The sequence below is a fragment of the Ensifer sp. genome (assembly GCF_031989085.1).
Lineage (GTDB): Bacteria > Pseudomonadota > Alphaproteobacteria > Rhizobiales > Rhizobiaceae > Ensifer.
In genome coordinates this window covers 327,128-348,447 of sequence record NZ_DALZXU010000003.1, presented here as the reverse complement: position 1 = coordinate 348,447, position 21,320 = coordinate 327,128, and the positions used below count along the sequence as shown (strand labels likewise).

19 protein-coding genes are annotated in these 21,320 nt (G+C 64.0%); 13 read left to right on the top strand and 6 right to left on the bottom strand.

Annotated features, from left to right (window positions below; translation table 11 throughout):
• The first annotated feature begins 320 nt into the window (after positions 1-320).
• Both RTP54_RS18685 and RTP54_RS18680 read left to right on the top strand, forming a co-directional pair.
• Positions 321-2,543 (top strand): TonB-dependent siderophore receptor, encoded by a 2,223-nt coding sequence (locus tag RTP54_RS18685; RefSeq protein WP_312364941.1) that lies wholly within the window; start codon positions 321-323, stop codon positions 2,541-2,543.
• The gene (locus RTP54_RS18680) at positions 2,537-3,415 is read left to right on the top strand and encodes an iron-siderophore ABC transporter substrate-binding protein (protein WP_312364939.1); all 879 of its coding nucleotides are present in this window, start codon (positions 2,537-2,539) and stop codon (positions 3,413-3,415) included. Before RTP54_RS18685 ends, RTP54_RS18680 begins: the two co-directional genes overlap by 7 nt.
• A gap of 144 nt (positions 3,416-3,559) precedes the next feature.
• Here the strand turns inward: RTP54_RS18680 and RTP54_RS18675 are convergent, their stop codons facing one another.
• The 5 genes from RTP54_RS18675 to RTP54_RS18655 are packed head-to-tail and all read right to left on the bottom strand — an operon-like array spanning position 3,560 to position 8,118.
• Positions 3,560-4,417 carry a transporter substrate-binding domain-containing protein gene (locus RTP54_RS18675; protein ID WP_112805945.1) on the bottom strand — a complete coding sequence of 286 codons (858 nt, stop codon included), beginning with the start codon at positions 4,415-4,417 and terminating at the stop codon, positions 3,560-3,562.
• 38 nt (positions 4,418-4,455) lie between these two features.
• Positions 4,456-5,229, bottom strand: coding sequence for an ABC transporter ATP-binding protein (locus RTP54_RS18670; protein ID WP_112805947.1), 774 nt, complete (start codon positions 5,227-5,229; stop codon positions 4,456-4,458).
• A complete protein-coding gene (locus RTP54_RS18665; RefSeq protein WP_312364936.1) occupies positions 5,226-5,951 on the bottom strand; it encodes an ABC transporter permease in 726 nt (241 codons plus the stop codon). Before RTP54_RS18665 ends, RTP54_RS18670 begins: the two co-directional genes overlap by 4 nt.
• Positions 5,951-6,670, bottom strand: a complete 720-nt coding sequence (locus RTP54_RS18660) for an ABC transporter permease subunit (protein WP_312364934.1) — start codon at positions 6,668-6,670, stop codon at positions 5,951-5,953. The genes RTP54_RS18665 and RTP54_RS18660 overlap by 1 nt, the downstream gene beginning before the upstream one ends.
• Positions 6,667-8,118 (bottom strand): M20 family metallopeptidase, encoded by a 1,452-nt coding sequence (locus tag RTP54_RS18655; RefSeq protein ID WP_312364932.1) that lies wholly within the window; start codon positions 8,116-8,118, stop codon positions 6,667-6,669. The genes RTP54_RS18660 and RTP54_RS18655 overlap by 4 nt, the downstream gene beginning before the upstream one ends.
• Positions 8,119-8,293: 175 nt before the next feature.
• On the opposite strand from RTP54_RS18655, the gene RTP54_RS18650 reads away from it, so the two are divergent.
• Both RTP54_RS18650 and RTP54_RS18645 read left to right on the top strand, forming a co-directional pair.
• Positions 8,294-8,965, top strand: a complete 672-nt coding sequence (locus tag RTP54_RS18650; RefSeq protein ID WP_312364930.1) for a GntR family transcriptional regulator — start codon at positions 8,294-8,296, stop codon at positions 8,963-8,965.
• A 105-nt stretch (positions 8,966-9,070) separates the two neighbouring features.
• Positions 9,071-9,262 carry a hypothetical protein gene (locus tag RTP54_RS18645; RefSeq protein ID WP_112805955.1) on the top strand — a complete coding sequence of 64 codons (192 nt, stop codon included), beginning with the start codon at positions 9,071-9,073 and terminating at the stop codon, positions 9,260-9,262.
• Positions 9,263-9,327: 65 nt separating this feature from the next.
• On the opposite strand, the gene RTP54_RS18640 is transcribed toward RTP54_RS18645, so the two are convergent.
• Complete coding sequence (locus tag RTP54_RS18640; RefSeq protein WP_112806383.1) at positions 9,328-10,800, bottom strand: PLP-dependent aminotransferase family protein; 1,473 nt, start codon at positions 10,798-10,800, stop codon at positions 9,328-9,330.
• A 155-nt stretch (positions 10,801-10,955) separates the two neighbouring features.
• Between RTP54_RS18640 and tauA the strand changes: the two genes are divergently transcribed.
• From tauA to RTP54_RS18595, 9 genes are all read left to right on the top strand, one after another.
• Positions 10,956-11,975, top strand: coding sequence for a taurine ABC transporter substrate-binding protein (gene tauA / locus RTP54_RS18635; RefSeq protein WP_312364927.1), 1,020 nt, complete (start codon positions 10,956-10,958; stop codon positions 11,973-11,975).
• A gap of 81 nt (positions 11,976-12,056) precedes the next feature.
• On the top strand, positions 12,057-12,869 hold the full coding sequence (locus RTP54_RS18630; protein WP_312364925.1) for a taurine ABC transporter ATP-binding protein: 813 nt from the start codon (positions 12,057-12,059) through the stop codon (positions 12,867-12,869).
• Entirely contained in the window at positions 12,862-13,689 is an 828-nt protein-coding gene (locus tag RTP54_RS18625; RefSeq protein ID WP_112805961.1) for an ABC transporter permease subunit, read from the top strand. Before RTP54_RS18630 ends, RTP54_RS18625 begins: the two co-directional genes overlap by 8 nt.
• Before the next feature lie 165 nt (positions 13,690-13,854).
• Entirely contained in the window at positions 13,855-14,241 is a 387-nt protein-coding gene (locus RTP54_RS18620) for a nuclear transport factor 2 family protein (protein ID WP_112806385.1), read from the top strand.
• A gap of 25 nt (positions 14,242-14,266) precedes the next feature.
• The gene (locus RTP54_RS18615; protein ID WP_312364923.1) at positions 14,267-15,664 is read left to right on the top strand and encodes an FAD-binding oxidoreductase; all 1,398 of its coding nucleotides are present in this window, start codon (positions 14,267-14,269) and stop codon (positions 15,662-15,664) included.
• Positions 15,665-15,706: 42 nt separating this feature from the next.
• Positions 15,707-17,482 (top strand): sulfoacetaldehyde acetyltransferase, encoded by a 1,776-nt coding sequence (gene xsc / locus RTP54_RS18610; RefSeq protein ID WP_112815851.1) that lies wholly within the window; start codon positions 15,707-15,709, stop codon positions 17,480-17,482.
• A 76-nt stretch (positions 17,483-17,558) separates the two neighbouring features.
• On the top strand, positions 17,559-18,596 hold the full coding sequence (locus RTP54_RS18605) for a YeiH family protein (RefSeq protein WP_112832907.1): 1,038 nt from the start codon (positions 17,559-17,561) through the stop codon (positions 18,594-18,596).
• Positions 18,596-19,594 carry a phosphate acetyltransferase gene (gene pta, locus RTP54_RS18600; protein ID WP_312364921.1) on the top strand — a complete coding sequence of 333 codons (999 nt, stop codon included), beginning with the start codon at positions 18,596-18,598 and terminating at the stop codon, positions 19,592-19,594. The genes RTP54_RS18605 and pta overlap by 1 nt, the downstream gene beginning before the upstream one ends.
• Before the next feature lie 165 nt (positions 19,595-19,759).
• Positions 19,760-21,247 (top strand): nucleobase:cation symporter-2 family protein, encoded by a 1,488-nt coding sequence (locus RTP54_RS18595; protein ID WP_312364920.1) that lies wholly within the window; start codon positions 19,760-19,762, stop codon positions 21,245-21,247.
• Positions 21,248-21,320: the final 73 nt, after the last annotated feature.

Here is a 21,320-nt window from a genome sequence, read left to right as displayed (position 1 = left end):
TGCGCGCGACCATGCGTTGCGCCGCCCGCTCTTGCCCGGCGGGATTGTTTGCCCGGCCGGATGTCGTGGTGAGCAATAGACACGAGGCCGGGTATTTTCAAAACACTATTTGGCCCGGTTGTTCGATTTATCCGACTTGAGCTTGATCGGGTCATATATTGGCCCGTTGCAACTCATTTTTGACCTGACAATGTTGACTTCAAAAGTCTACTTACTCGCCGAACGCGGTTCGACAGACCCGCACGAGACGACAGGCATCGACCCTTCTTCGCACAGACAGGTCCGCCGTCCCCGGAAATGCAAGGTCAGGACAATTGGCAATGGCACACAGGCATTCGAGTTTTGCGCTCTCCTCCAACGGCGATGCGCCGACGCCCCGAGCGCACAGGGCCCGCTCGACCACCCATGGCCTGCTGATCTCAAGTGTCGCCGGTTTCGCCATTCTGGCGCAGATGCCTCTCGCCCAGGCGCAAGATGCCCAGCCAGCGACGAAGCTGGAGACAATCACGGTCGAGGGCAGCCGCGCCTCGACCAAGACCTCGCGCTCGGCCGGCGAAGGTTATGTCGCCAGGGACAGCGCGTCTGCCACCAAGACGGCGACACCGGTCGCCGAGACGCCGCAATCCATTTCCGTCATCACCCGGGCCAGCATGACCGACCGCGCCGTGCAATCGGTCGCCGACAGCCTGGTCTATAGCGCCAATGTCAACGGCCAGCGCTACGGCAACGACACGCGCTCGGATTACTTCACCGTGCGCGGCTTTCCGGCCGATCTTTATCTCGACGGCCTGCGCATCCCGCAGATCGCCAACCAGACGGGTGGTTACGCCGGCTTCCGCGTCGAGCCCTACTTCCTCAACCGCGTCGAGGTTCTTCGCGGCCCAAGCTCCGCACTGTTCGGCCAGACCAATGTCGGCGGTGTCGTCAACATGATCAGCAAGGACCCGTCGGATGAGGCAAGCGGCGAGGTTTACGCCCGCTATGGCAGCTTCAGCCAAAAGGAAACCGGCTTCGACCTCACCGGTCCGCTCGGCAAGGATAACGACCTCGCCTATCGCCTGACGGGCATCTATCGCGACAGCGAAACCGGCATCAAGCTCGGCAAGAACGACCGCTTTGCCATCAGCCCGACGATCTCGTGGACGCCCGACGAAGATACCAGCCTCACCGTCTACGGCGCCTACATGAAGGACGATGCGGGCCAGGCCGGCGCGATCATCCCGGCGCGCGGCAGCGTCCTGCCCAACAGCCTCGGATTGACGATCCCGCGGGACTTTACCGATGGCGACCCGCGCTACGACACCTACGAGAAGGAAACGGCCTATGTCGGCTACCGCCTGGAGCATGCGCTCAGCGAAGACCTGACGCTGCGGCAGAACTTCCGCTACTCCCGCCTCGACGCCAACTACCAGAACCTCTTCACCAGCGGTCTGACCGACGATCGAACGATCACGCGCACGGTCTACAACGCCCAGCCGGTGCTCGACGCCTATGCGCTCGACACCAACCTCGAGTACAAGTTCGATACCGGCCCGATGCAGCACACGATGCTGGCCGGCGTCGATTTTCAATGGCAGCGCCTGATCAACAACACCGGATCCAAGGTCGGCCCGACCCAGGATCTGTTCGATCCGACCTATGACCAGCCATTCACGCCTGCTGCGTTGACGACCCGCCTCGACCAGATCCAGCGACAGGTCGGCATTTATGTCCAGGACCAGATCGAGCTGGGTGGACTGCGGCTCACCGCCAGCGGACGGCAGGATTTCGTCAGCATCAGCTCTCAGTCAAAGGCGTTGGCAACCGGGGTGACGACGCCATACACACAGGATCCGAGCCAGTTTACAGGTCGCGTTGGTGCAGCCTACGTCTTCGACAACGGCGTCGTGCCCTACGCGCTTTATTCGACCTCGTTCCTGCCGGTCTTGACATTGGCCAATACGGCGCTGAAGCCGACGACCGGCACGCTGAAGGAAGTGGGCGTCAAATACGCGCCTGATGGAGCGGATTTCGACGTGACCCTGTCGGCCTTCGAGGCGACGCAGCAGAATGTGGTCAACCGCGTCGCCACCGTCTACTATCAGACCGATGAGGTCCGGGTGCGCGGCGTCGAGATCGAGGCCAATGCCAGCCTCTGGGATGGCCTCAACCTGACGGCTGCGGCGAGCTTCCAGGACCCTGAGGTCACGCAGAGCCAGACCGCGTCGCAGATCGGAAAGATGCCCTATACGGTGCCCAAGCAGCAGCAGTCTCTGTTCGTCAGCTACGACATGCCGCTACCGGACGCCTGGCAGGGCGAACTGGTGGTCGGCGGCGGCGTGCGCCATATCGGCAAGACCGCAGGCGACACCGCCAATTCCTTCTTCGTACCCGGTTACACGCTGGTCGATGCCTTCGTGCGCTACGAGCATGATCGTTACCGGTTGCAGCTCAATGGCTACAATCTCGCAGACAAGGCCTATGTCGCCGGCTGCAACACCATGACCCAGTGCTACTACGGCCAGGGCCGGTCGGTGGTCGCGACCGCGAGCATCAAATGGTGATCAGGCCGACACGACGGGGTTTCGTTTTCGGCGCCCTGTCGCTTCTGGCCGCGCCACGTCTTCAGGCGGGCGAGCCGCGCCGGGTCGTCACGCTTGAGTTTCTGGCAACGGAAATCGCCCTTCTGCTCGGCGAGCGCCCCATCGGCGTTGCCGACCTCGACGGTTATCGCCGCTGGGTATCGGTCGGCAACGACGGGCTTGCCGGCGCTACCGACGTCGGCGGCCGCCAGCAGCCCAGCATGGAAACGCTGACCCGGCTGAAACCGGATCTCATCCTCACGTCCGCTTTGCGTCACCGCGCGCTCGAACATCGGCTTTCGCAGATCGCGCCGACACGTCTACTCAACGACCAGCCTGACGACGGCGACCTGCTGTCGGCCGTCTACGGCTGCACGAAAGCGTCCGGCGAGGCGCTTGGCCGCATCGAGGCGGCCAACGCGCTGCTTGCTGATTTCGACACGAAGCTCGCCGATATCGCCAAGGATGTCGGGGGCAGCAAGCTCGGCGGGCAGCCTGTTCTCATCGCCCAGCCCCTGCCGGGCGTGCCGCGCCTGCGCATCTTCACATCGAACTCCGCCGTGATGCAGGTATTTGTGCGGGCGGGCTTTTCGGCAGCGCTCGACCTGCCATCGGAGCCGGTCGGGTTCAGCACCATCGGGCTCGAGGGCCTCGCCGCACTCGATGGCAAATCCAGGCTCGTCCTGCTCGCCGACGCGGCACCGCCGGAGTTGCAGTCAAGCGCACTGTGGCCGATGCTTCCGGTGGTCGCGTCCGGCGGTGTCGTTCCCGTCGGCCTGCCGAGCTGGCCGTTTGGCGGCCCCGCGTCCCTGCTCGGACTGGCCAGGAATGCGGTCCTGAAGCTCCGGGCCTGAATGCACGCAGCGCATTGCCGGCGCTGCCCATGCGCAAAGACAAAGAGATCGTTGCTGTGTTTCCGCGCAAATCGGAAAGGCCGCCACCACGATTTGACGCGGCAGCGGCTAACAGTGAAGCAAGTGCGTTTTACGGCGAGCGCCTCAGCGCGGCGTAACGTCGAAGCCGAACCACTTTTCCGAAAGCGTCTTGATCGTTCCATCCGCCTTGGCGGCCGCGATCGCCTCGTTGAACAGCGCCTTCAGCTCCGGATCCGTCTTGCGCAGGCCGACCGAGCTGCCGCGACCGAGAAAGCCACCCTGGAAGCGGGGGCCGGCCGTGGTCATGTCCTCGTTGCCAGGCTTTTCGGAGGCGGTCGTCAGATAGGCCATCGAAGCCATCACCAGATCGACGCGGCCGGCGGCCAGATCGAGGTCGTGCTCTTCCGTCGTCTTGTACTCGCGCACCTCGACGACGCCCTTCAGATACTTGTCGACAAAGGCCGCCCCCGTCGAGGCGATCTGGACGCCGATCGTCTTGCCTTCGAGCAGCGGCTTAAGCTTCTCGATCTCGGCGACAGCGCCCGCCTCGTTCGAAGCGAGCGAAAACACGACGCCCTTTTCCGGCAGCGATGCGAGCGGGCCTGACTTCGAGGTCGCGAAGGCCTGGCCGGTCGAGCCGTAGGAATCGCTGAAATCGATGACCTGTTCGCGCTTGGCGGTCGCCGACATGCCGGAAATGATCGCGTCGAACTTGCCTGCATTCAGCGCCGGGATCATGCCGTCGAAGTTCTGGACGTTGATCTCGCACTCTACTTTCATATGGGCGCAGAGATACTTGCTGAGCTCGATCTCATAGCCGTCGAGCGTGCCGTCGGGCTTGGTGAAGTTGTAGGGCTTGAAGCCGCCTTCCGTGGCGATCGACACGCGCGTCCACGTCTTGTTTTCCGCGTGCGCGGCGCCGGCGGCAAACAGCATGGTCGCGGCGCACAGCGCCTTCATTGCAGATTTCGTGTAGTTCATTGGTAGTTCCCCTTTTTTGAGTGGTTAGGTCCGGTGGTTCAAGCCTTGATGAACCGCCGGAACCGTTCGGATTTGGCATTGCCAAAAACGTCTTCCGGTCGACCGTCTTCCTCGATCTGACCCTGGTGAAGAAAGATGACCCGGCTGGAGACATCGCGGGCGAAACCCATCTCGTGGGTCACGACCAGCATCGTGCGGCCCTCCTCGGCGAGCGAGCGCATGACGCGCAGAACCTCGCCGACCAGCTCAGGATCGAGCGCCGACGTCGGCTCGTCGAACAGCATGACCGCCGGGCGCATGGCGAGCGCCCGGGCGATGGCGGCGCGCTGCTGCTGGCCGCCGGAGAGATGCGCCGGATAGTGGTTGCGCTTGGCGGCGATCCCGACCTTGGCCAAGAGCGCTTCGGCCTCCTCGATGCACTCGGCGCGCGGGCGCTTCTGTACATGGATCGGCGCCTCGATGACGTTCTCCAGCACCGTCTTGTGGGACCAGAGATTGAAGCTCTGAAACACCATGCCGAGGCGCGAGCGGATGCGATCCACCTGGGCGCGATCCTTCGGCCGGCTCTTGCCGTTGGCTGCCGCGAGCATCTCGATCGTCTCGCCCGCAACCGTCACCGCGCCACGATCGGGCGTCTCGAGCATGTTGATGCAGCGAAGCAGGGTCGATTTGCCCGAGCCGGAGGAGCCGAGAATGGAGACGACCTCGCCTTCGCGCGCGTCGAGCGAAATGCCCTTCAGCACCTCGATCGGGCCGAAGCTCTTGTGGATGTCCCGAACGCTGATGGCGACGGGCGCAACGGACGAACTCAATGCGCTTCTCCTTCGATGATAGCGGGCAACACCGAGACCGGCTGCCTGAGATGCGGGCTCAGCCGGAACTCGACGAATTGGACCAGGCGCGTGAGCAGGAAGTTGATGGCGAGATAGATGGCGCCGGCGACGACGAAGACCTCGATCGCGCGGTAGCTCTCGGAAATGATGCGGGCGGCAACGCCCGTCACTTCCATGAGGGTTATGATCGACGCCAGGGATGTGGCCTTGACCATCGCGATCATCTCGTTGCCGTAGCCGGGCAATGCCTGCCTCACACCGAGAGGCAGCGTGATGCGCCGGAAGATCATGAACCGCGACATGCCGCATGCCCTGGCCGCCTCGATCTGTCCGAAGGGAACCGAGAGCAGGCCGCCGCGGACGATTTCGCTGGCATAGGCGGCCGTGTTGAGCGCCAGCGCCAGCACCGCGCACCAGTAGGGCTCCCTGAGGATCGGCCAGAGTAGGCTGTGCCGGATGGCCGGGAACTGGCTGAGGCCGTAATAGATGATGAAGAGCTGGACGAGCAGCGGCGTGCCGCGAAAAACAAAGACATAGGCCTGCGCCAGCCAGCGCAGCGGCGCGATGGCGGAAAACCGGGCAACGGCAATGCCGACTGCCAGGACCGCACCGAGCACGATCGAGTTGGCCGCCAGCAACAGTGTCAGCGGAACAGCCGAGACGAGGCTTACGAAGGTTTCCTGGAGGAAAATCCAGTCCATCAGCTTCTCCTCACGCCGCGGCTGAAATGATGCTCGGCCCGATGCAGGACGGCACTCGAGACCGTCGAGATCGCGAGATAGATGCCGCCGGCGATCAGATAGAAATCGAAGGGCAGGCCGGTGGAACCCGCGGCAATCTGGGACTGGCGCAGCAGTTCGGCGACGCCGGTAATCGACACAAGCGCGCTCTCCTTGAGCACGACCTGCCAGACGTTGCCGAGGCCAGGCAAGGCGTGCCGAAGCGTCAGCGGCGCGACGATGCGCCGGAAGCGCAGCCGTTGTGGCATGCCGCACGCAATCGCCGCCTCGATTTCACCCGGATGGACAGCCCTGAACGCGCCACGAAAGACCTCCGTGTGCTGCGCGCCGGAGGTAATCCCGACCGCGAGCATGCCGGCGAGAAAACCGGGAAATCCGATGAACCCTTCCGCACCGAAGAAGTGCCCGATGGCGGAGATGGCGGCGGAACCACCGAAATAGAGCAGGTAGATGACCAGCAGATCGGGAATGCCGCGCAATACCGTCGTGTAGACGTCGGCGGCAAGGCGGGTCGCCGGGCCACCCCGGACCTTTGCCCAGGCGCCGACGACGCCGATCACGGCACCGGTCGCATAGCCCGACAGTGCGATCAGGATCGTCATCGTCGCGCCGGCAAGCAGGATGTTCCCCCACCCGCCGGGGCCGAAACTGAGGAGTTCGAGGATACCGGGCTGGGTCACAACGCCTGAACTCCCTTTTGCGTGGTGCCGGCCTTGTGCACGGGAAGCGGCGGAGCGACATCGTCGGGGATCGGATTGACGAAGGGCGTTCCGTCGAGGCGGCGGCGATGATCCGCCTTGGCGGCGGCTACCAGGTTGGGATCCGCCATCAGGTCGATGGCAAGGCTCGCCATGGCTTTCGCCGCATGCGCCATGCCCTTGTGGGCAGCCGGCAATTTTCCTTGCGCGACCAGCTGCCAGGAATGGCCTGGTGTCCCGATCGCATAGGTCGCGCCGCGCATCTGTACCGTCGGCACGACCCAGCTCACGGTGCCAACGTCGGTGGAGCCGACAATGCTGCCGTCGCCGCCATAGAGCGGATAGACGATATCGCACAGCGGCTGCCCCTTGCGCGCAGCCAGACCGAAGCGGGCATAGGACGCAGCGATATCGTCGGGCGTGTAGGTCGCCTGGAATTTGCGTGCCGTCTCCAGATCGGCGGCATCGAAGGCGGCCGGGCCTAGATGTTCCAACTGGTCGTGGAGCCGGGCTTCCAGCGGGCCGTTGCCGACGAGATTGGCATCGCCGCTGATCACGTCATGGCGCACGGTCGTCTCCGTCATCAGCGCGGCACCTTCGGCGATCTTCTTGACGCGCTCGATCAGTCCCAGCAGCTCCGGCAGGGACCGGGCGCGCACGAGGTAGCGCACCGTCGCACGGGCCTGCACGACGTTGGGCGCATCGCCGCCTGCATCGGTAATGGCGTAATGGACGCGGGCGCTCGATGGCATGTGCTCGCGCATGTAGTTGACGCCGACATTCATGAGCTCGACGGCATCCAGTGCGCTGCGACCGAGATGCGGCGTTGCCGAGGCATGGGAGGCCCGACCGGAGAAGTGGAAATTGATCTCGTTGCAGGCAAGCGAAATCGGATTGTTGACGCCGGTAAAGGCCGCCGGGTGCCAGGATATGGCGATATCGACATCGTCGAAGGCGCCCGCCCGCACCATGAAGCCCTTCGACGAACCACCCTCCTCGGCCGGGCAGCCGTAATAGCGCACGCGGCCCTTCAGTCCGTTGGCCTTGAGGTAGTCCTTGACGGCGGCTGCCGCGAGCATCGAGCCGGAGCCGAGCAGGTTGTGGCCGCAGCCGTGACCGTTGCCGCCGGGAACGACCGGCCGCTCTTCGGCAAGGCCGGCGACCTGGCTGAGGCCCGGGAGGGCGTCGAACTCGCCGAGGATCGCAATCACCGGACCACCTTCGCCAGCCTCGCCGATCAGAGCCGTCGGCAGACCGGCGACATTGCGCTCGATGCGAAAGCCTTCCGCTTCAAGCAGACGGGCGTGCTCGCTTGCCGATTGAAACTCCTCGTAATTGGTTTCGGGACTGTCCCAGACGCGATCGCTGAGCTCGAAGAAGGCCGGGCTTTTTTCCTCGACGATCGACCACAGGCGTTGCGTGTTTTCCATTGCGTTCAGCGTCCCAATTGCGATAGTTACCAAAATTGGCGCCAATTTAGGATACAAAAATAAATTGCGCAATGGGCGACGATCGATATTTTCGGTATCCGTGTCTGGCCGGCTTCAAGCCGATCGCGGATGCGAACGCAGCGAGCCCGCCGGCAATCGACAAACAGGACTGTCCATGACCCAAATGCAGAGTGTTACCGATACTTCGGCCAAGGAGCGGGACGTCACCGATCTCGTGCTCGAGGACATCCTGACCGGCGTTTTGCCGGCGGGAACATGGCTCAAGCAGATCGACCTGGAAAAGCGTTACGATTGCACCCGACCGGAGGTTCGCCGGGCGCTCGATCGCCTCTCGCAGAAGCGGCTGGTGGAGCATGTGCCCAACCGCGGCTACCATGTCTACCAACCGGAGGGCCGGCGCGCGCAGGAAATCAGCGACATCCGCGTCATCCTCGAAACCGCTGTTGCAGACCTGATGGTCGAGAACGCCACGCCGGAAAGCATCGCCAGGCTGCGCCAGCTGGCCCAGCACTTCGACCGGATGACGATGGAGGGCACGGTGCTCGAACACTACGAGGCAAACCTCGCCTTCCACCGTGAACTGCTGCTTCTGGCGGGAAACAGCGAGCTGGTGGAGGTCGTGTCCGAGATCCGCCAGCGAACCTCTTCCGCACCGGTTTCCCAGTGGCGGACGCGCGCCCGCGTCGAACGGTCCGCACGCGAGCACCACATGATGATCGACGCGCTCGAAGCCCGCGATGTCGCCGGTCTCAAACGGCTGATCGAGGCACATATCCGTCAGACGGGCGACGCCGCGCCGACGGAAAGCGCTGTGCGTCAGGCATGATGTACCGTGCTTTCTGATGGGTAAAACGGCCGGATTCCCCTGATTTCTCAGAGTTGTGACGCCGCGACACAGAACCTAAGCTCAAGCCGAAAATGAGGTTCTGCCATGTCAAACACCCGCAATTCCCCAACAACCGACATCGTGGAGATGCGCGAAGCTCTGGCGGAATGGTGCACCCAGAACAATTGCACCCAATCCGACCCGCCCGCCAACAAGATCGCGCTGCGGATCTTCGACGTCGCGAGCGGCAAGAAGCTCAACCGCACCGAGATCCTGGCCCTTCTGTCGAACGGTTAGCAAGCGGCGGGCACGCCGACCCGGAGTGACGGCACAGTACCCCGGCGTTGCCGGGGCCGTTCCTATCAGCGCTGCGCCATCCGGCTTGCCGTCAGCTTGACCCCTTCGGCGATCCGGTCGCGGCCGATCGACGAATATCCCATGCGGAAGAAGCGGCAGCTTTCCTCTTCGGTCGGAAAGAATGGCGATCCGGATTCGATCAGCACCCCGTCGTCCCGCAGGTCGGCCATCAGCCTGTCGGCATCGAGGCCCTCGGGGCCCTCGATCCAGAAGGACGTGCCACCGAAGGCCGCCGATCCGGCGATCTTGAGGCCATTGGCATTGAGCGCGTCCGCCATCACCCGATGGCGCAGATGGTATTCCTCCCGCATCCGGTGCAGCACGGCGTCGTAGTGGCCGAGCGCCAGGAAATAGGCGGCCGTGCGCTGGAGGTGGCCGGGCGGATGGCGCAGCATCAGGGCGCGCAGCGCCCGCGCCTCGCGAATAACCGGCGCAGGCGCGACGAGATAACCGAGCCGCAGTCCCGGAAAGAGCGATTTGGAGAAACTGCCGATGTAGAAGACCCGCCCGTTGCGGTCGAAGGCCTTGAGCGCCGGCGACGGTGGCGCGAGAAAGCTCATCTCGAACTCGTAATCGTCCTCGACGATGACGAAGTCACGGCTCGACGCTGCTTCGAGCAGTGCCGCCCGTCGTTCCATCGGCATGGTCGCGCCCGTCGGGGAATGGTGGCTCGGCGTCACGAACACGGCGTCGACCTGGTCGGGCAGGCTGGAAGGCGGCAGCCCGCCCTCATCCACATCGAGCACCGTGACCTTTGCACCGCTGAGGCGCAACGAGGCGCTCATATCAGGGTGGCACGGATTTTCGCAGACGGCATGGGAGCCGCGCTGCAACAACAGCTGGATGACGATCCAGAGCGCGTTCTGCGCACCCACAGTCACCAGGATCTCGTCGGGATTGGCCCGGATGCCGCGCCCCGGCAGCGTGCGCGAACAGATGTAGTTCACCAGCTGCACGTCGTCCGACGCGGCGAAATCGCCAGCCATCAGCTCGAAATCCTCGCGCGCGAGCGCCCGCCGCGCACAGTCGCGCCAGGCGCTGAGATCGAACAGCGACGGGTCCATCTGTCCGTAGAGAAACGGATAGGGATAGCGTCGCCAGTCGAGCGGCTTGCGCATCTGCTTGGCGACCCGAAAGGTCGATCTGAGCTTCGACGACCAATCTACCGCGTCCGCATCCGGAAGCGCCACGTCCGCCCCCAGTACGTTGAACGGCGGCTTGTCGGCGACGCGGTAGCTGCTGCGATCGCTCGCCTCGATATAGCCTTGCGTCGCCAGCTCCTGGTAGGCGAGCGTGACGGTGAGGCGCGAGATGGTGAGATAGGTTGCGAGCTTGCGGGTCGAGGGAAGCTGTGCGCCTGACGGCAAACGCCCCGACAGCACGGCGGACACCACCGTCTCTCGGATCTGCGCCTGCAGGCTCGTCCGGCTCGCCCGGTCGACGAAGAAGATGGTTTCCGGCACCGAGATGCGCGCCAAGTCCGATCTCCCCATCGGCTGTAACTGGACTTATCTAACTTTCAATCTGGCTATAAAGCAAACGGCAAAGCTGCATTATCCCTAATGGTCGAAAATGAGATCGGCAAAACAGCCGACAGATCCCGAAAAACGGGATCGGAACCAGAGGGAAACATATGTTCTACTCCAACGCCTTGAAATATATGGCGGGGGCAGCCACGATTGCGGCCAGCCTCCTGACATCTACTCTTGCCAGCGCCGAGACCAATGTGATCGTCGGCTACCAGCAGATCGTCGGTCCGTTCATCGCGGCAATTGCCGACGGCCGCTTCGACGCCGCCGCCAAGGAAGCGGGCTACATCGTCGACTGGCGCCAGTTCAGCTCCGGTGGCGATATCTCGACGGCGCTTGCCTCGGGCAACGTCCCGATCGGCGTCATCGGCTCGACCGGCACCACGGCGGCTGCGACCCGCGGCGTCGATCTCGAACTGTTCTGGATCCTCGACAATATCGGCAAGTCGGAGGCGCTCGTCGCCCGCGAGGGCTCGGGCATCGAGAAACCGGAAGATCTGGTCGGCCGCTCTGTCGGCGTGCCGTTCGTGTCGACCTCGCACTTCCATCTGCTGGTCGGCCTCGAACAGGTCTGGAAGGTCGATCCGCGCGAGGTCAACATCCTCAACATGAAGCCGCCGCAGATCGTCGCCGCCTGGCAGCGCGGTGATATCGATGCCGCCTATGTCTGGCCGCCGGCCCTGTCGGAACTGCTGAAGACCGGCAAGGTGATCTCCGATTCCGAAGTGATCGGCGCTGCAAGCGTGCCCACCTTCGACGGTCTGGTGGTCGACAAGAAATGGGCGGCTGAAAACCCGAAGTTCATGGCCGCCTTCACCAAGGTTCTGGCCGAGGCCTATGCCGACTACAAGGCGAACGGCGCGAGCTGGACGGCGGATTCCGCACCGGTCCAGAACATCGTCAAACTCATCGGCGGCGATGGCGCCGGCACGGTCGAGGCACTGAACCTCCTGTCCTTCCCGACGGCTGAAGAACAGGCATCCGAGACCTGGCTTGGCGGCGGCGCACTGCGCGCGCTGACGGAAAGCGCCAAGTTCCTCGCCGACCAGAAGCAGATCGACAAGGCGCTCGACGACTACACCCCTTACGTCAACAGCGCCTACGCGAAAGAGGCTTCGAAGTAGCCGACGCTGAGCTCCTGGCCGCCAGCCGGCCAGGAGTGCTGCCAACGCCACTCAACAGCCATTTCCCGAAAGGCCTTTCCCATGGAAACTCTCAACGTCAGCAATGTGAGCCTGACCTATCCCGGTCTCTATACGGACGAGGCGGTCATCGCGCTCAAGGGCGTCAACCTCGAGATCAAGAGCGGCGATTTCGTCGTGGCGCTCGGCGCATCGGGCTGCGGCAAGACCACGCTGCTCAACCTGATGGCGGGCTTCATGGCCCCGAGCGCCGGCGAGATCACGCTTGGAAGCCGCCGCGTCTCCGGCCCCGGCGCCGACCGCGGCGTCGTGTTCCAGAAACACGCGCTGCTGCCCTGGCTGAACGTCATCGACAACACCGAATTCGGACTGAAACTGCGAGGTGTCGACAAGACGACACGCCACGAGGTGGCCGCCAAGAACCTTGCCCTCGTCGGCCTGCAGGATTTCCACCGGCACATGATCTATCACCTGTCCGGCGGCATGCAGCAGCGTGTCGGCATCGCCCGGGCGCTCAGTTGCGATCCGTCCATGCTGCTGATGGACGAACCGATGGCAGCGCTCGATGCGCTGACCCGCGAGACCATCCAGGAATTGCTGCTGAAAGTCTGGCAGCTGACCAACAAGATGTTCTTTTTCATCACCCACAGCGTCGAGGAGGCGTTGTTCCTCGGCTCGCGGCTGATCGTCATGTCGCCGCGCCCCGGACGGATCACCCACACTTACGAGCTCGATTTCAACAAACGGTTTCTGGAAGAAGGCAATGCCCGTGCAATCAAATCCAGTCGCGACTTCATCGACATGCGTGAACAGATCCTCAGCATCATCTACGGCGACGAGCGCCAGTCCGGAAACCCGGAGCTCCTCCATGCTTGAGCGCGTGATGAAAGCCAAACCGGTGAAGCCCGGCCGGATCTACGGCGCCCCCGGCGAAGGCATGAGCGGGCATATCAGCCTCCTGACCGCACTGACGCTCATCGCGCTCTGGCTGCTGATCACCGAAATGCAATGGGTTAAGCCGTTGTTCCTGCCGTCGCCGCTTGCGGTCTGGGACAAGTTCGTGATCGCGCTGACGGAGGGCGTCTCCAATTCGACGCTCGCCCAGCATACGCTTGCAAGCCTTGGGCGCGTGCTCGGCGCCTTTGCCCTCGCCCTCGTGACCGCCGTGCCGATCGGCATCCTCATGGGCGTCAACCGGGTGATGCGCGGCCTGTTCGATCCGATCATCGAATTCTACCGCCCGCTGCCGCCACTCGCCTATCTGCCGCTGATCATCATCTGGCTTGGGATCGGCGAGTTCCCGAAGGTGTTCCTGATCTTCCTTGCGATCTTCGCGCCGATGGCGATCGCCGCCCGGGCAGGCGTGCGCTCCGTCTCGATCGAGCAGATCCACGCGGCCTATGCGATGGGTGCAAGCCGCCGCCAGGTCATCAGCCACGTCATCCTGAAGGCAGCCTTGCCCGAGATCTTCACCGGCATGCGCATCGGCATCGGCGTCGGCTGGACGACACTGGTTGCGGCCGAAATGGTCGCCGCGCACCGTGGCCTCGGCTTCATGGTCCTGAACGCCGCCGAGTTCCTCGCCAGCGACACCGTGATCATGGGCATCATCGTCATCGGCATCTTCGCCTTCGCCTTCGACCTTCTGATCCGCCACCTCGAAAAGGCGCTCATCCCCTGGAAGGGCAAGGTGTGACGTTGCATCCGTCGATAGGACGACAGCCGCCGAGCGGATAACCGCTCGGCCCTAACGGCCCCTCCCCTGACAGACAAGCCGATCTGCCGGTTCACCCGGCCACGGCGAAGCCATGCCCGAATTCATCGCCTGCAACACGCAAGGAATTGACATATGACCGCCCCGATCACCGCCAACGACCTCTCCGACCTCTTCGACGCCTTCAACCGGCACGACATCGACGGCGTGATGTCCTTCTTCGCCAGCGACTGCATCTTCAACACGGTCGCCGGCAGCGAAGCCCACGGCACGCGTGTCGAAGGCACTGACCAGATCGCCACCGCCTTCAGCGGCGTGTGGGGCGCGATGGCGGATGCGCACTGGGCGCATCACGGCCACTTCGTCCACGGCGACCGGGGCGTTTCGGAATGGACCTTTTCCGGCACCAACGCCGACGGCAGCCGCATCGAGGCGGAGGGCTGCGACCTCTTCACGCTGCGCGACGGCAAGATCGTGCGCAAGCAGGCCTTCCGCAAGAACCGGCCGCTGATTGCGGCTCCCTTCCGCTACTGAGCGAAAGCCAGGCCAGGAGACCGTCATGGAACAGCTTGTCAGAACAGTCAGGCCGAGCAAGCCCTTCGACCCGGCATATGACCCCAACCACGCGAGCAATCCCGGCGAGGGCAAGGACTATGCGCCGACCTACTGGATCGCAACGGCCGGCCCGCCCCCGGCAGACGACGGCCCTATCCTTGGGGATGTCGATGTCGACGTCGCGATCGTCGGCTCGGGCTACACCGGCCTCTCCTGCGCCATTCATCTGGCCCGGGAGCACGGCATCAAGGCGACGGTGCTGGAAGCCAACGGCGTCGCCTGGGGCTGCAGCACCCGCAACGGTGGCCAGGCGCAGATTTCCGCCGGCCGGCTCAAGCGCTCGCAGTGGATCGAGCGTTGGGGCGTCGACGTCGCCAAAAAGCTGCACGTCGAGATCAGCGAGGCCTTCGATCTCTTCCGCGACCTGATCCGCTCGCCGGAGATCAACTGTGACCCTCAGGACGGCGGGCATCTCTATATCGCCCATCGCAACAAGGTGATGCCGACGCTTGAAACCGAATCCCGCATCCTCAACGATGTCTTCGGCTACCGCACGCGTATCCTCGGCCGCGAGGAGATCCACCGCGACTTCGTCCGTGACAACGAGGCGGTCGGCGCGCTTTACGAACCCGACGGCATGGGCATCCACGCCGCCAAGCTCGCCTTCGGCTATCTCACGCTTGCGCGCAAGCTCGGTGCCCGTATTCACACGTCGAGCCCGGTTCTAGGCTGCGTCCGGAAAAACGGGGCCTTCTACCTCCGCACTCCCGGCGGCACCGTGCGGGCAAGGACGGTGTGTTTTGCCACAGCGGGCTATACCTCACCCGGCCTGCATTCGCTGACCAAGCACCGCTTGATGCCGATCCTCTCCAACTCGATCGTCACCCGCGTGCTCACCGACGACGAGCGGGCGGCGCTGAACTTCCGCACGCACATCCCGCTCACCGACACGCGCACCCTGCGGCACTACTACCGGCTGTTGCCGGACGGCCGCGTGCAGATCGGCAGCCGCAGCGCGATTACCGGCACGGACGCGGTCAACCCGAAGCATCTCGATCGCCTGCTCGAAGGCCTCTACCGCAAGTTCCCGGTGCTGACAGGCATCAAGGTGGATTACTCCTGGTGGGGCTGGGTCGACGTCAGCCACGACATGATGCCGCGCATCTTTCGCCCGGATCCGCAACAGGCGCTGTTCTACGCCATGGGCTATGGCGGCAACGGCGTCATGTATTCGGCCCAGGCCGGACGGCGCATGGCGCAGATGGTCGCCGGCAAGGGCGGCGCCCTCGACCTGCCGATCTTCACCTCTCCCCTCCCCAGTCACGGGCTGCTGACGCCGTTCAGGCGCATCGGCCAGTGGGGAATGTACCGCTGGTACTACCTGAAAGACGAAATCCTCTAGCCGCTCGGTCGGCGCCAAATTCAACATGAAAGGAACAAGACAATGAAAATGACGACCGAAGAGGCTTTCATCAAAGTCCTCCAGATGCACGGCATCGAGCATGCCTTCGGTATCATCGGTTCGGCGATGATGCCGGTCTCCGACCTCTTTCCGAAAGCCGGCATCACCTTCTGGGACTGCGCCCATGAAACCAACGCGGCGCTGATCGCCGACGGCTACACCCGCGTCACCGGCAACATGTCGATGGCGATCGCCCAGAACGGCCCAGGGGTCACCGGCTTCGTGACGGCGGTCAAGACCGCCTACTGGAACCACACGCCCATGCTGCTGGTAACACCGCAGGCGGCCAACAAGACCATCGGTCAGGGCGGCTTCCAGGAAGTCGACCAGATGGCGCTGTTTGAAGAGATGGTCTGCTACCAGGAAGAGGTGCGCGACGCGAGCCGCGTTCCCGAGGTGCTCAACCGGGTGATCGAGAAGGCCTGGCGCGGCTGCGCCCCGGCGCAGATCAACATCCCGCGCGATTACTGGACGCAGGTGATCGACGTGGAACTGCCGAGCATCGTCCGGCTGGAACGCCCGTCCGGCGGCAAGCAGGCGATTTCCGAGGCCGCGAAATTGCTGTCGGAAGCGAAATTCCCCGTTATCCTCAATGGTGCCGGCGTGGTCATCGGCGGCGCGATCGGCGCTTCCATTGCGCTCGCCGAACGGCTCGACGCCCCGGTATGCTGCGGCTATCAGCACAACGACGCGTTTCCCGGCGGCCACCGCCTGGCGGCCGGCCCGCTCGGCTACAATGGCTCCAAGGCGGCAATGGAACTGATCGCAAAGGCCGATGTCGTGCTCGCCCTCGGCACCCGCCTCAACCCGTTCTCGACGCTTCCGGGCTATGGCATCGACTACTGGCCGAAGAATGCCGCGATCATCCAGGTCGACATCAACTCCGATCGCATCGGCCTGACGAAGAAGGTCACGGTCGGCATCTGCGGCGACGCCAAGCAGGTGGCAAGCCAGATCCTCGAGCAGCTGTCGCCCACGGCCGGCGACATCGGCCGCGAGGAACGCAAGGCGCTGATCCACACCACCCGCTCTGCCTGGCTGCAGCAGCTGTCGTCGATGGACCATGAGGACGACGACCCGGGCACCGAATGGAACGCCGAAGCGCGTCGCCGCGAGACCGACCGCATGTCGCCGCGCCAGGCATGGCGGGCGATCCAGGCGGCGCTGCCCAAGGACGCGATCATCTCGACCGACATCGGCAACAACTGCGCCATCGGCAACGCCTATCCGAGCTTCGAGCAGGGCCGCAAATACTTGGCGCCCGGCATGTTCGGCCCTTGCGGCTACGGCTTCCCGTCGATCGTCGGCGCCAAGATCGGTTGCCCTGACGTGCCGGTGGTCGGCTTTGCCGGTGATGGCGCCTTCGGCATCTCGATGAACGAAATGACCTCCATCGGCCGAGCCGGCTGGCCGCCGATCACCATGGTGATCTTCCGCAATTTCCAGTGGGGAGCGGAAAAGCGCAACACGACGCTCTGGTACGACAACAACTTCGTCGGCACCGAGCTCAACCCCAACCTCAGCTACGCGAAAGTGGCCGACGGCTGCGGCCTCAAGGGCGTGACGGTCGACACGCAAGCCGACCTGACGGCCGCCCTGCAGCAGGCACTTCAGGACCAGGCCAAGGGCGTGACGACCTTCGTCGAAGTCATCCTCAACCAGGAACTGGGCGAGCCCTTCCGTCGTGACGCGATGAAGAAGCCGGTGCAGGTGGCCGGCATCGAGCGCGCGGACATGCGGCCGCAGCAACATATCTGACATCAGGTCCATGCCCGGCGACATCGGTCGCCGGGCATGAGCGTCCGACTTGGCATTCTCAGACGGGAAATTTCACATGAGCGCGGTATCCGAAACGACGCGGCGGTTCCAGGGACTGCCGGCGGCCCTGTCGACCTATGGTCCCGGCCTGCTGGTGACGGCAGCAGTCGCTATGGCCGCACAGTTCCTGTCCGATCATTATGGCGCGCCTGCCATGCTGATGGCGCTGCTGCTTGGCATCGCCTTTCACTTTCTCTCCGAGGAAGGGCGCTGCGTCGCCGGCATAGAGCTGTCGGCCAAGAAGATCCTCAGGATCGGCGTCGCCCTGCTCGGCATGCGCATCAGCGTCGACCTCCTGATCGGGCTCGGCAGCGGCACCATCCTCCTCCTGGTCGCCGCCATCGCCGCAACCATCCTGTTCGGGCTGGCCGCTGCCAAGGTGCTCGGCCGGGGCTGGCGACTTGCGCTTTTGACCAGCGGCGCGGTCGCGATCTGCGGCGCGTCCGCCGCGATGGCAATCGCCGCCGTCCTGCCGAAGAATGAGTTTTCCGAACGCAACCTGATCTTCACCGTGCTGTCGGTGACGGTTCTGAGCACGCTCGCGATGATCGGCTATCCCATCCTCGCCCAGTCGCTTGGGCTCGATGCCCGGGGCACCGGCATCTTCTTCGGCGGCACCATCCATGACGTGGCGCAAGTGGTCGGCGCCGGCTTTTCCGTGTCGCCTGAGGCCGGCGAGACGGCGACGCTGGTCAAGCTCATCCGGGTGACGATGCTGGCGCCTGTCGTGCTCATCTTTTCGATCGTGCTTCGCAACGTCCCGCAGGAAGGCGTGGAGGCCGGCAAGCGCCCGCCGTTGCTGCCGGGCTTCGTCGTCGCCTTCCTGATCCTTGCTGCCATGAATTCCGGTGGAATGGTGCCGAGCTTCGTCGCCGAACTCGGCATGGAAGCGTCGCGCTGGGCGCTTTTGGCCGGCATCGTCGCCGTCGGCATGAAGACGTCGCTGCGCCGCGTGCTCGATGTCGGCGGCGACGCCGTCGCGCTCGTCGTTGCCGAAACCATTTTCCTCGGCGTCTTCATACTCGTCGGCATGCATTATCTGGGGCATCTGTGATGAAACCGCTCGACAAGATCCTTCAAACCGCAAGACAAGCGCCGCGCCATATCGTGCTCGCCGAGGGTGAGGATGCCCGCGTGGTCGCAGCCGCCCTGCGTGCCAAGGCCGAGGGTCTTGGCGATATCACCCTCGTCGGACGGCACGATATCGTCGGCGACCGCCTGCGCGAGCAGGGTGGCAGCGACGGGGACGTCCGGATCGAAGATCCGGTAACCTCAGCGCTGACGGAACGGTTTGCCTGCGGATACCACCAGCTGCGCCGGAGCAAGGGCGTCGACCGACAGGCGGCCGAGACGGCAGTACGAGAAAACCTGGTCTTTGCCGCCATGATGGTGCGCGAGGATGAGGCCGACGGCACCATCGGTGGGGCGGTCGCGACCACCGCCGATACCGTGCGCACCGCGCTTCAGGTGATCGGCCGGGCGCCGGATGCCGGGCTCGTCTCCAGTTTCTTCCTGATGATGCTGTGCCAGCCTCATCACGCAAAGAAGGGCGCCTTCGTCTTTTCCGACTGCGGCCTCGTCGTCGACCCGGATGCCACAGGCCTTGCCGATATCGCAGCCATGTCGGCACGCTCCTACGAGGCACTGCTCGGGGACCGCGCCAAGGTCGCGATGCTCTCCTTCTCGACCAATGGCAGCGCTGCGCACGACCGCGTCTCCAAGGTGGTCGAGGCAACGAACATCGCCCGCGCCGCCCACCCCGACCTGCTGATCGACGGGGAACTGCAATTCGACACCGCCTTCGTCGAAGCGGTCTCGTCGGCGAAAGCGCCCAATTCGGCGCTGCACGGGCAGGCCAACGTCTTCATCTTCCCCAATCTCGATGCCGCCAATATCGGCTACAAGATCGCCCAGCGCATCGGCGGCGCGACCGCCATCGGCCCTGTGCTGCAGGGCCTCGCCAAGCCCGCCAACGATCTTTCGCGTGGCTGCACGGCCGACGACGTCTTCCACATGATCGCCGTGACGGTGGTGCAGGCGGCGGCGCGGTAGAGGCCGCCCTTGCGACGATCCAGCGAGACGCCATTACCGCTCGCAAACCGAAAACAACTTCAAATCACCCGCATGCAATGGTGCTGAAGAACTCGGCCTATAGTTCCGTCATCGCGTTTGAGGAGACGCGCAGATTGAACTGAACACGCATCTGGGAGGAGGCACATGGATGTTTCGCATCGAAACGACCGCAATGAACGCACAATCGAGCGGCCGGAGGACAAGCGCCTCGGCGCCGGCGCGAACCTGGTCTACGGCCTCCAGCACGTGCTCACCATGTATGGCGGCATCGTCGCCGTCCCCCTGATCATCGGCCAGGCCGCCGGACTGTCGCCGGCCGATATCGGCCTTTTGATCACCGCATCGCTGTTTGCCGGGGGCCTCGCGACCATTCTCCAGACTATCGGCATTCCGTTCTTCGGCTGCCAGTTGCCGCTGGTGCAGGGCGTCTCGTTTGCCGGCGTCGCCACCATGGTGGCGATCGTCACCAGCCGTGAAGGCGGCGGCCTGCCGGCGGTGATGGGCGCGGTCATGGTCGCCTCGCTCGTCGGCCTTGCGATCACGCCGATCTTCTCGCGCATCACCCGGTTCTTTCCGCCGCTCGTCACCGGCATCGTCATCACCACGATCGGCCTGACGCTGATGCCGGTCGCCGCGCGCTGGGCCATGGGCGGCAATCCGACCGCGCCCGATTTCGGCAGCGTCAGCAATATCGGGCTGGCGGCGGTGACCCTGCTCACCGTCCTGCTTCTGAGCAAGGTCGGCAGCTCCAGCATTTCGCGGCTGTCGATCCTGCTTGCCATGGTCATCGGCACCCTGATCGCGCTCGCCTTCGGGATGACCGATTTTTCCAAGGTCGCAGATGGTCCGATCCTTGCCTTCCCCTCTCCTTTCCATTTTGGCGCGCCGGTGTTTACGGCGGCGGCGATCATCTCGATGTTCATCGTTCTCCTGGTGATCCTGGTCGAGACATCGGCCGATATTCTCGCCGTCGGCGAGATCATCGGCACAAAGGTCGATTCCAGACGGCTCGGTGACGGCCTGCGCGCCGACATGATATCGAGCCTGTTTGCCCCGATCTTCGGTTCGTTCACCCAGAGCGCCTTTGCCCAAAATGTCGGGCTGGTGGCAGTCACCGGCATCAAGAGCCGATATGCGGTCGCGACCGGTGGCCTCATCCTGGTGACGCTCGGCATCCTGCCGGTGATGGGCCGGGTGATTGCCGCCGTTCCGCCAGCCGTGCTCGGCGGCGCCGGGATCGTGCTCTTCGGCACGGTGGCGGCAAGCGGTATCCGCTCGCTCTCCAAGGTCGACTACCAGAACAACATGAACCTGGTCATCGTCGCCACCTCCATAGGCTTCGGCATGATCCCGATCGCGGCACCACATTTTTACGATCAGTTCCCGGCCTGGTTCGAGACCATCTTCCATTCCGGCATCAGCTCGTCGGCAATCATGGCGATCTCGCTCAATCTGCTCTTCAACCACTTCAAGGCCGGCAATTCCGACCAGCAGTCGGTGTTCGTGGCCGGCACGGAGCGCATCATCCGCTATCAGGACATTTCCGCCCTGCGCGACGGCGACCACTATCGCGACGGCAAGCTCTACGACCGCGATGGCAACGAGGTTCCAGTCGCCGCGGCGCATCACTGAGTGTTTGGCGATTATGCGGTAGGCATCACGGAGGGATTTCGGCTACGAAGCACCGATTGATGAGGCAAATGCG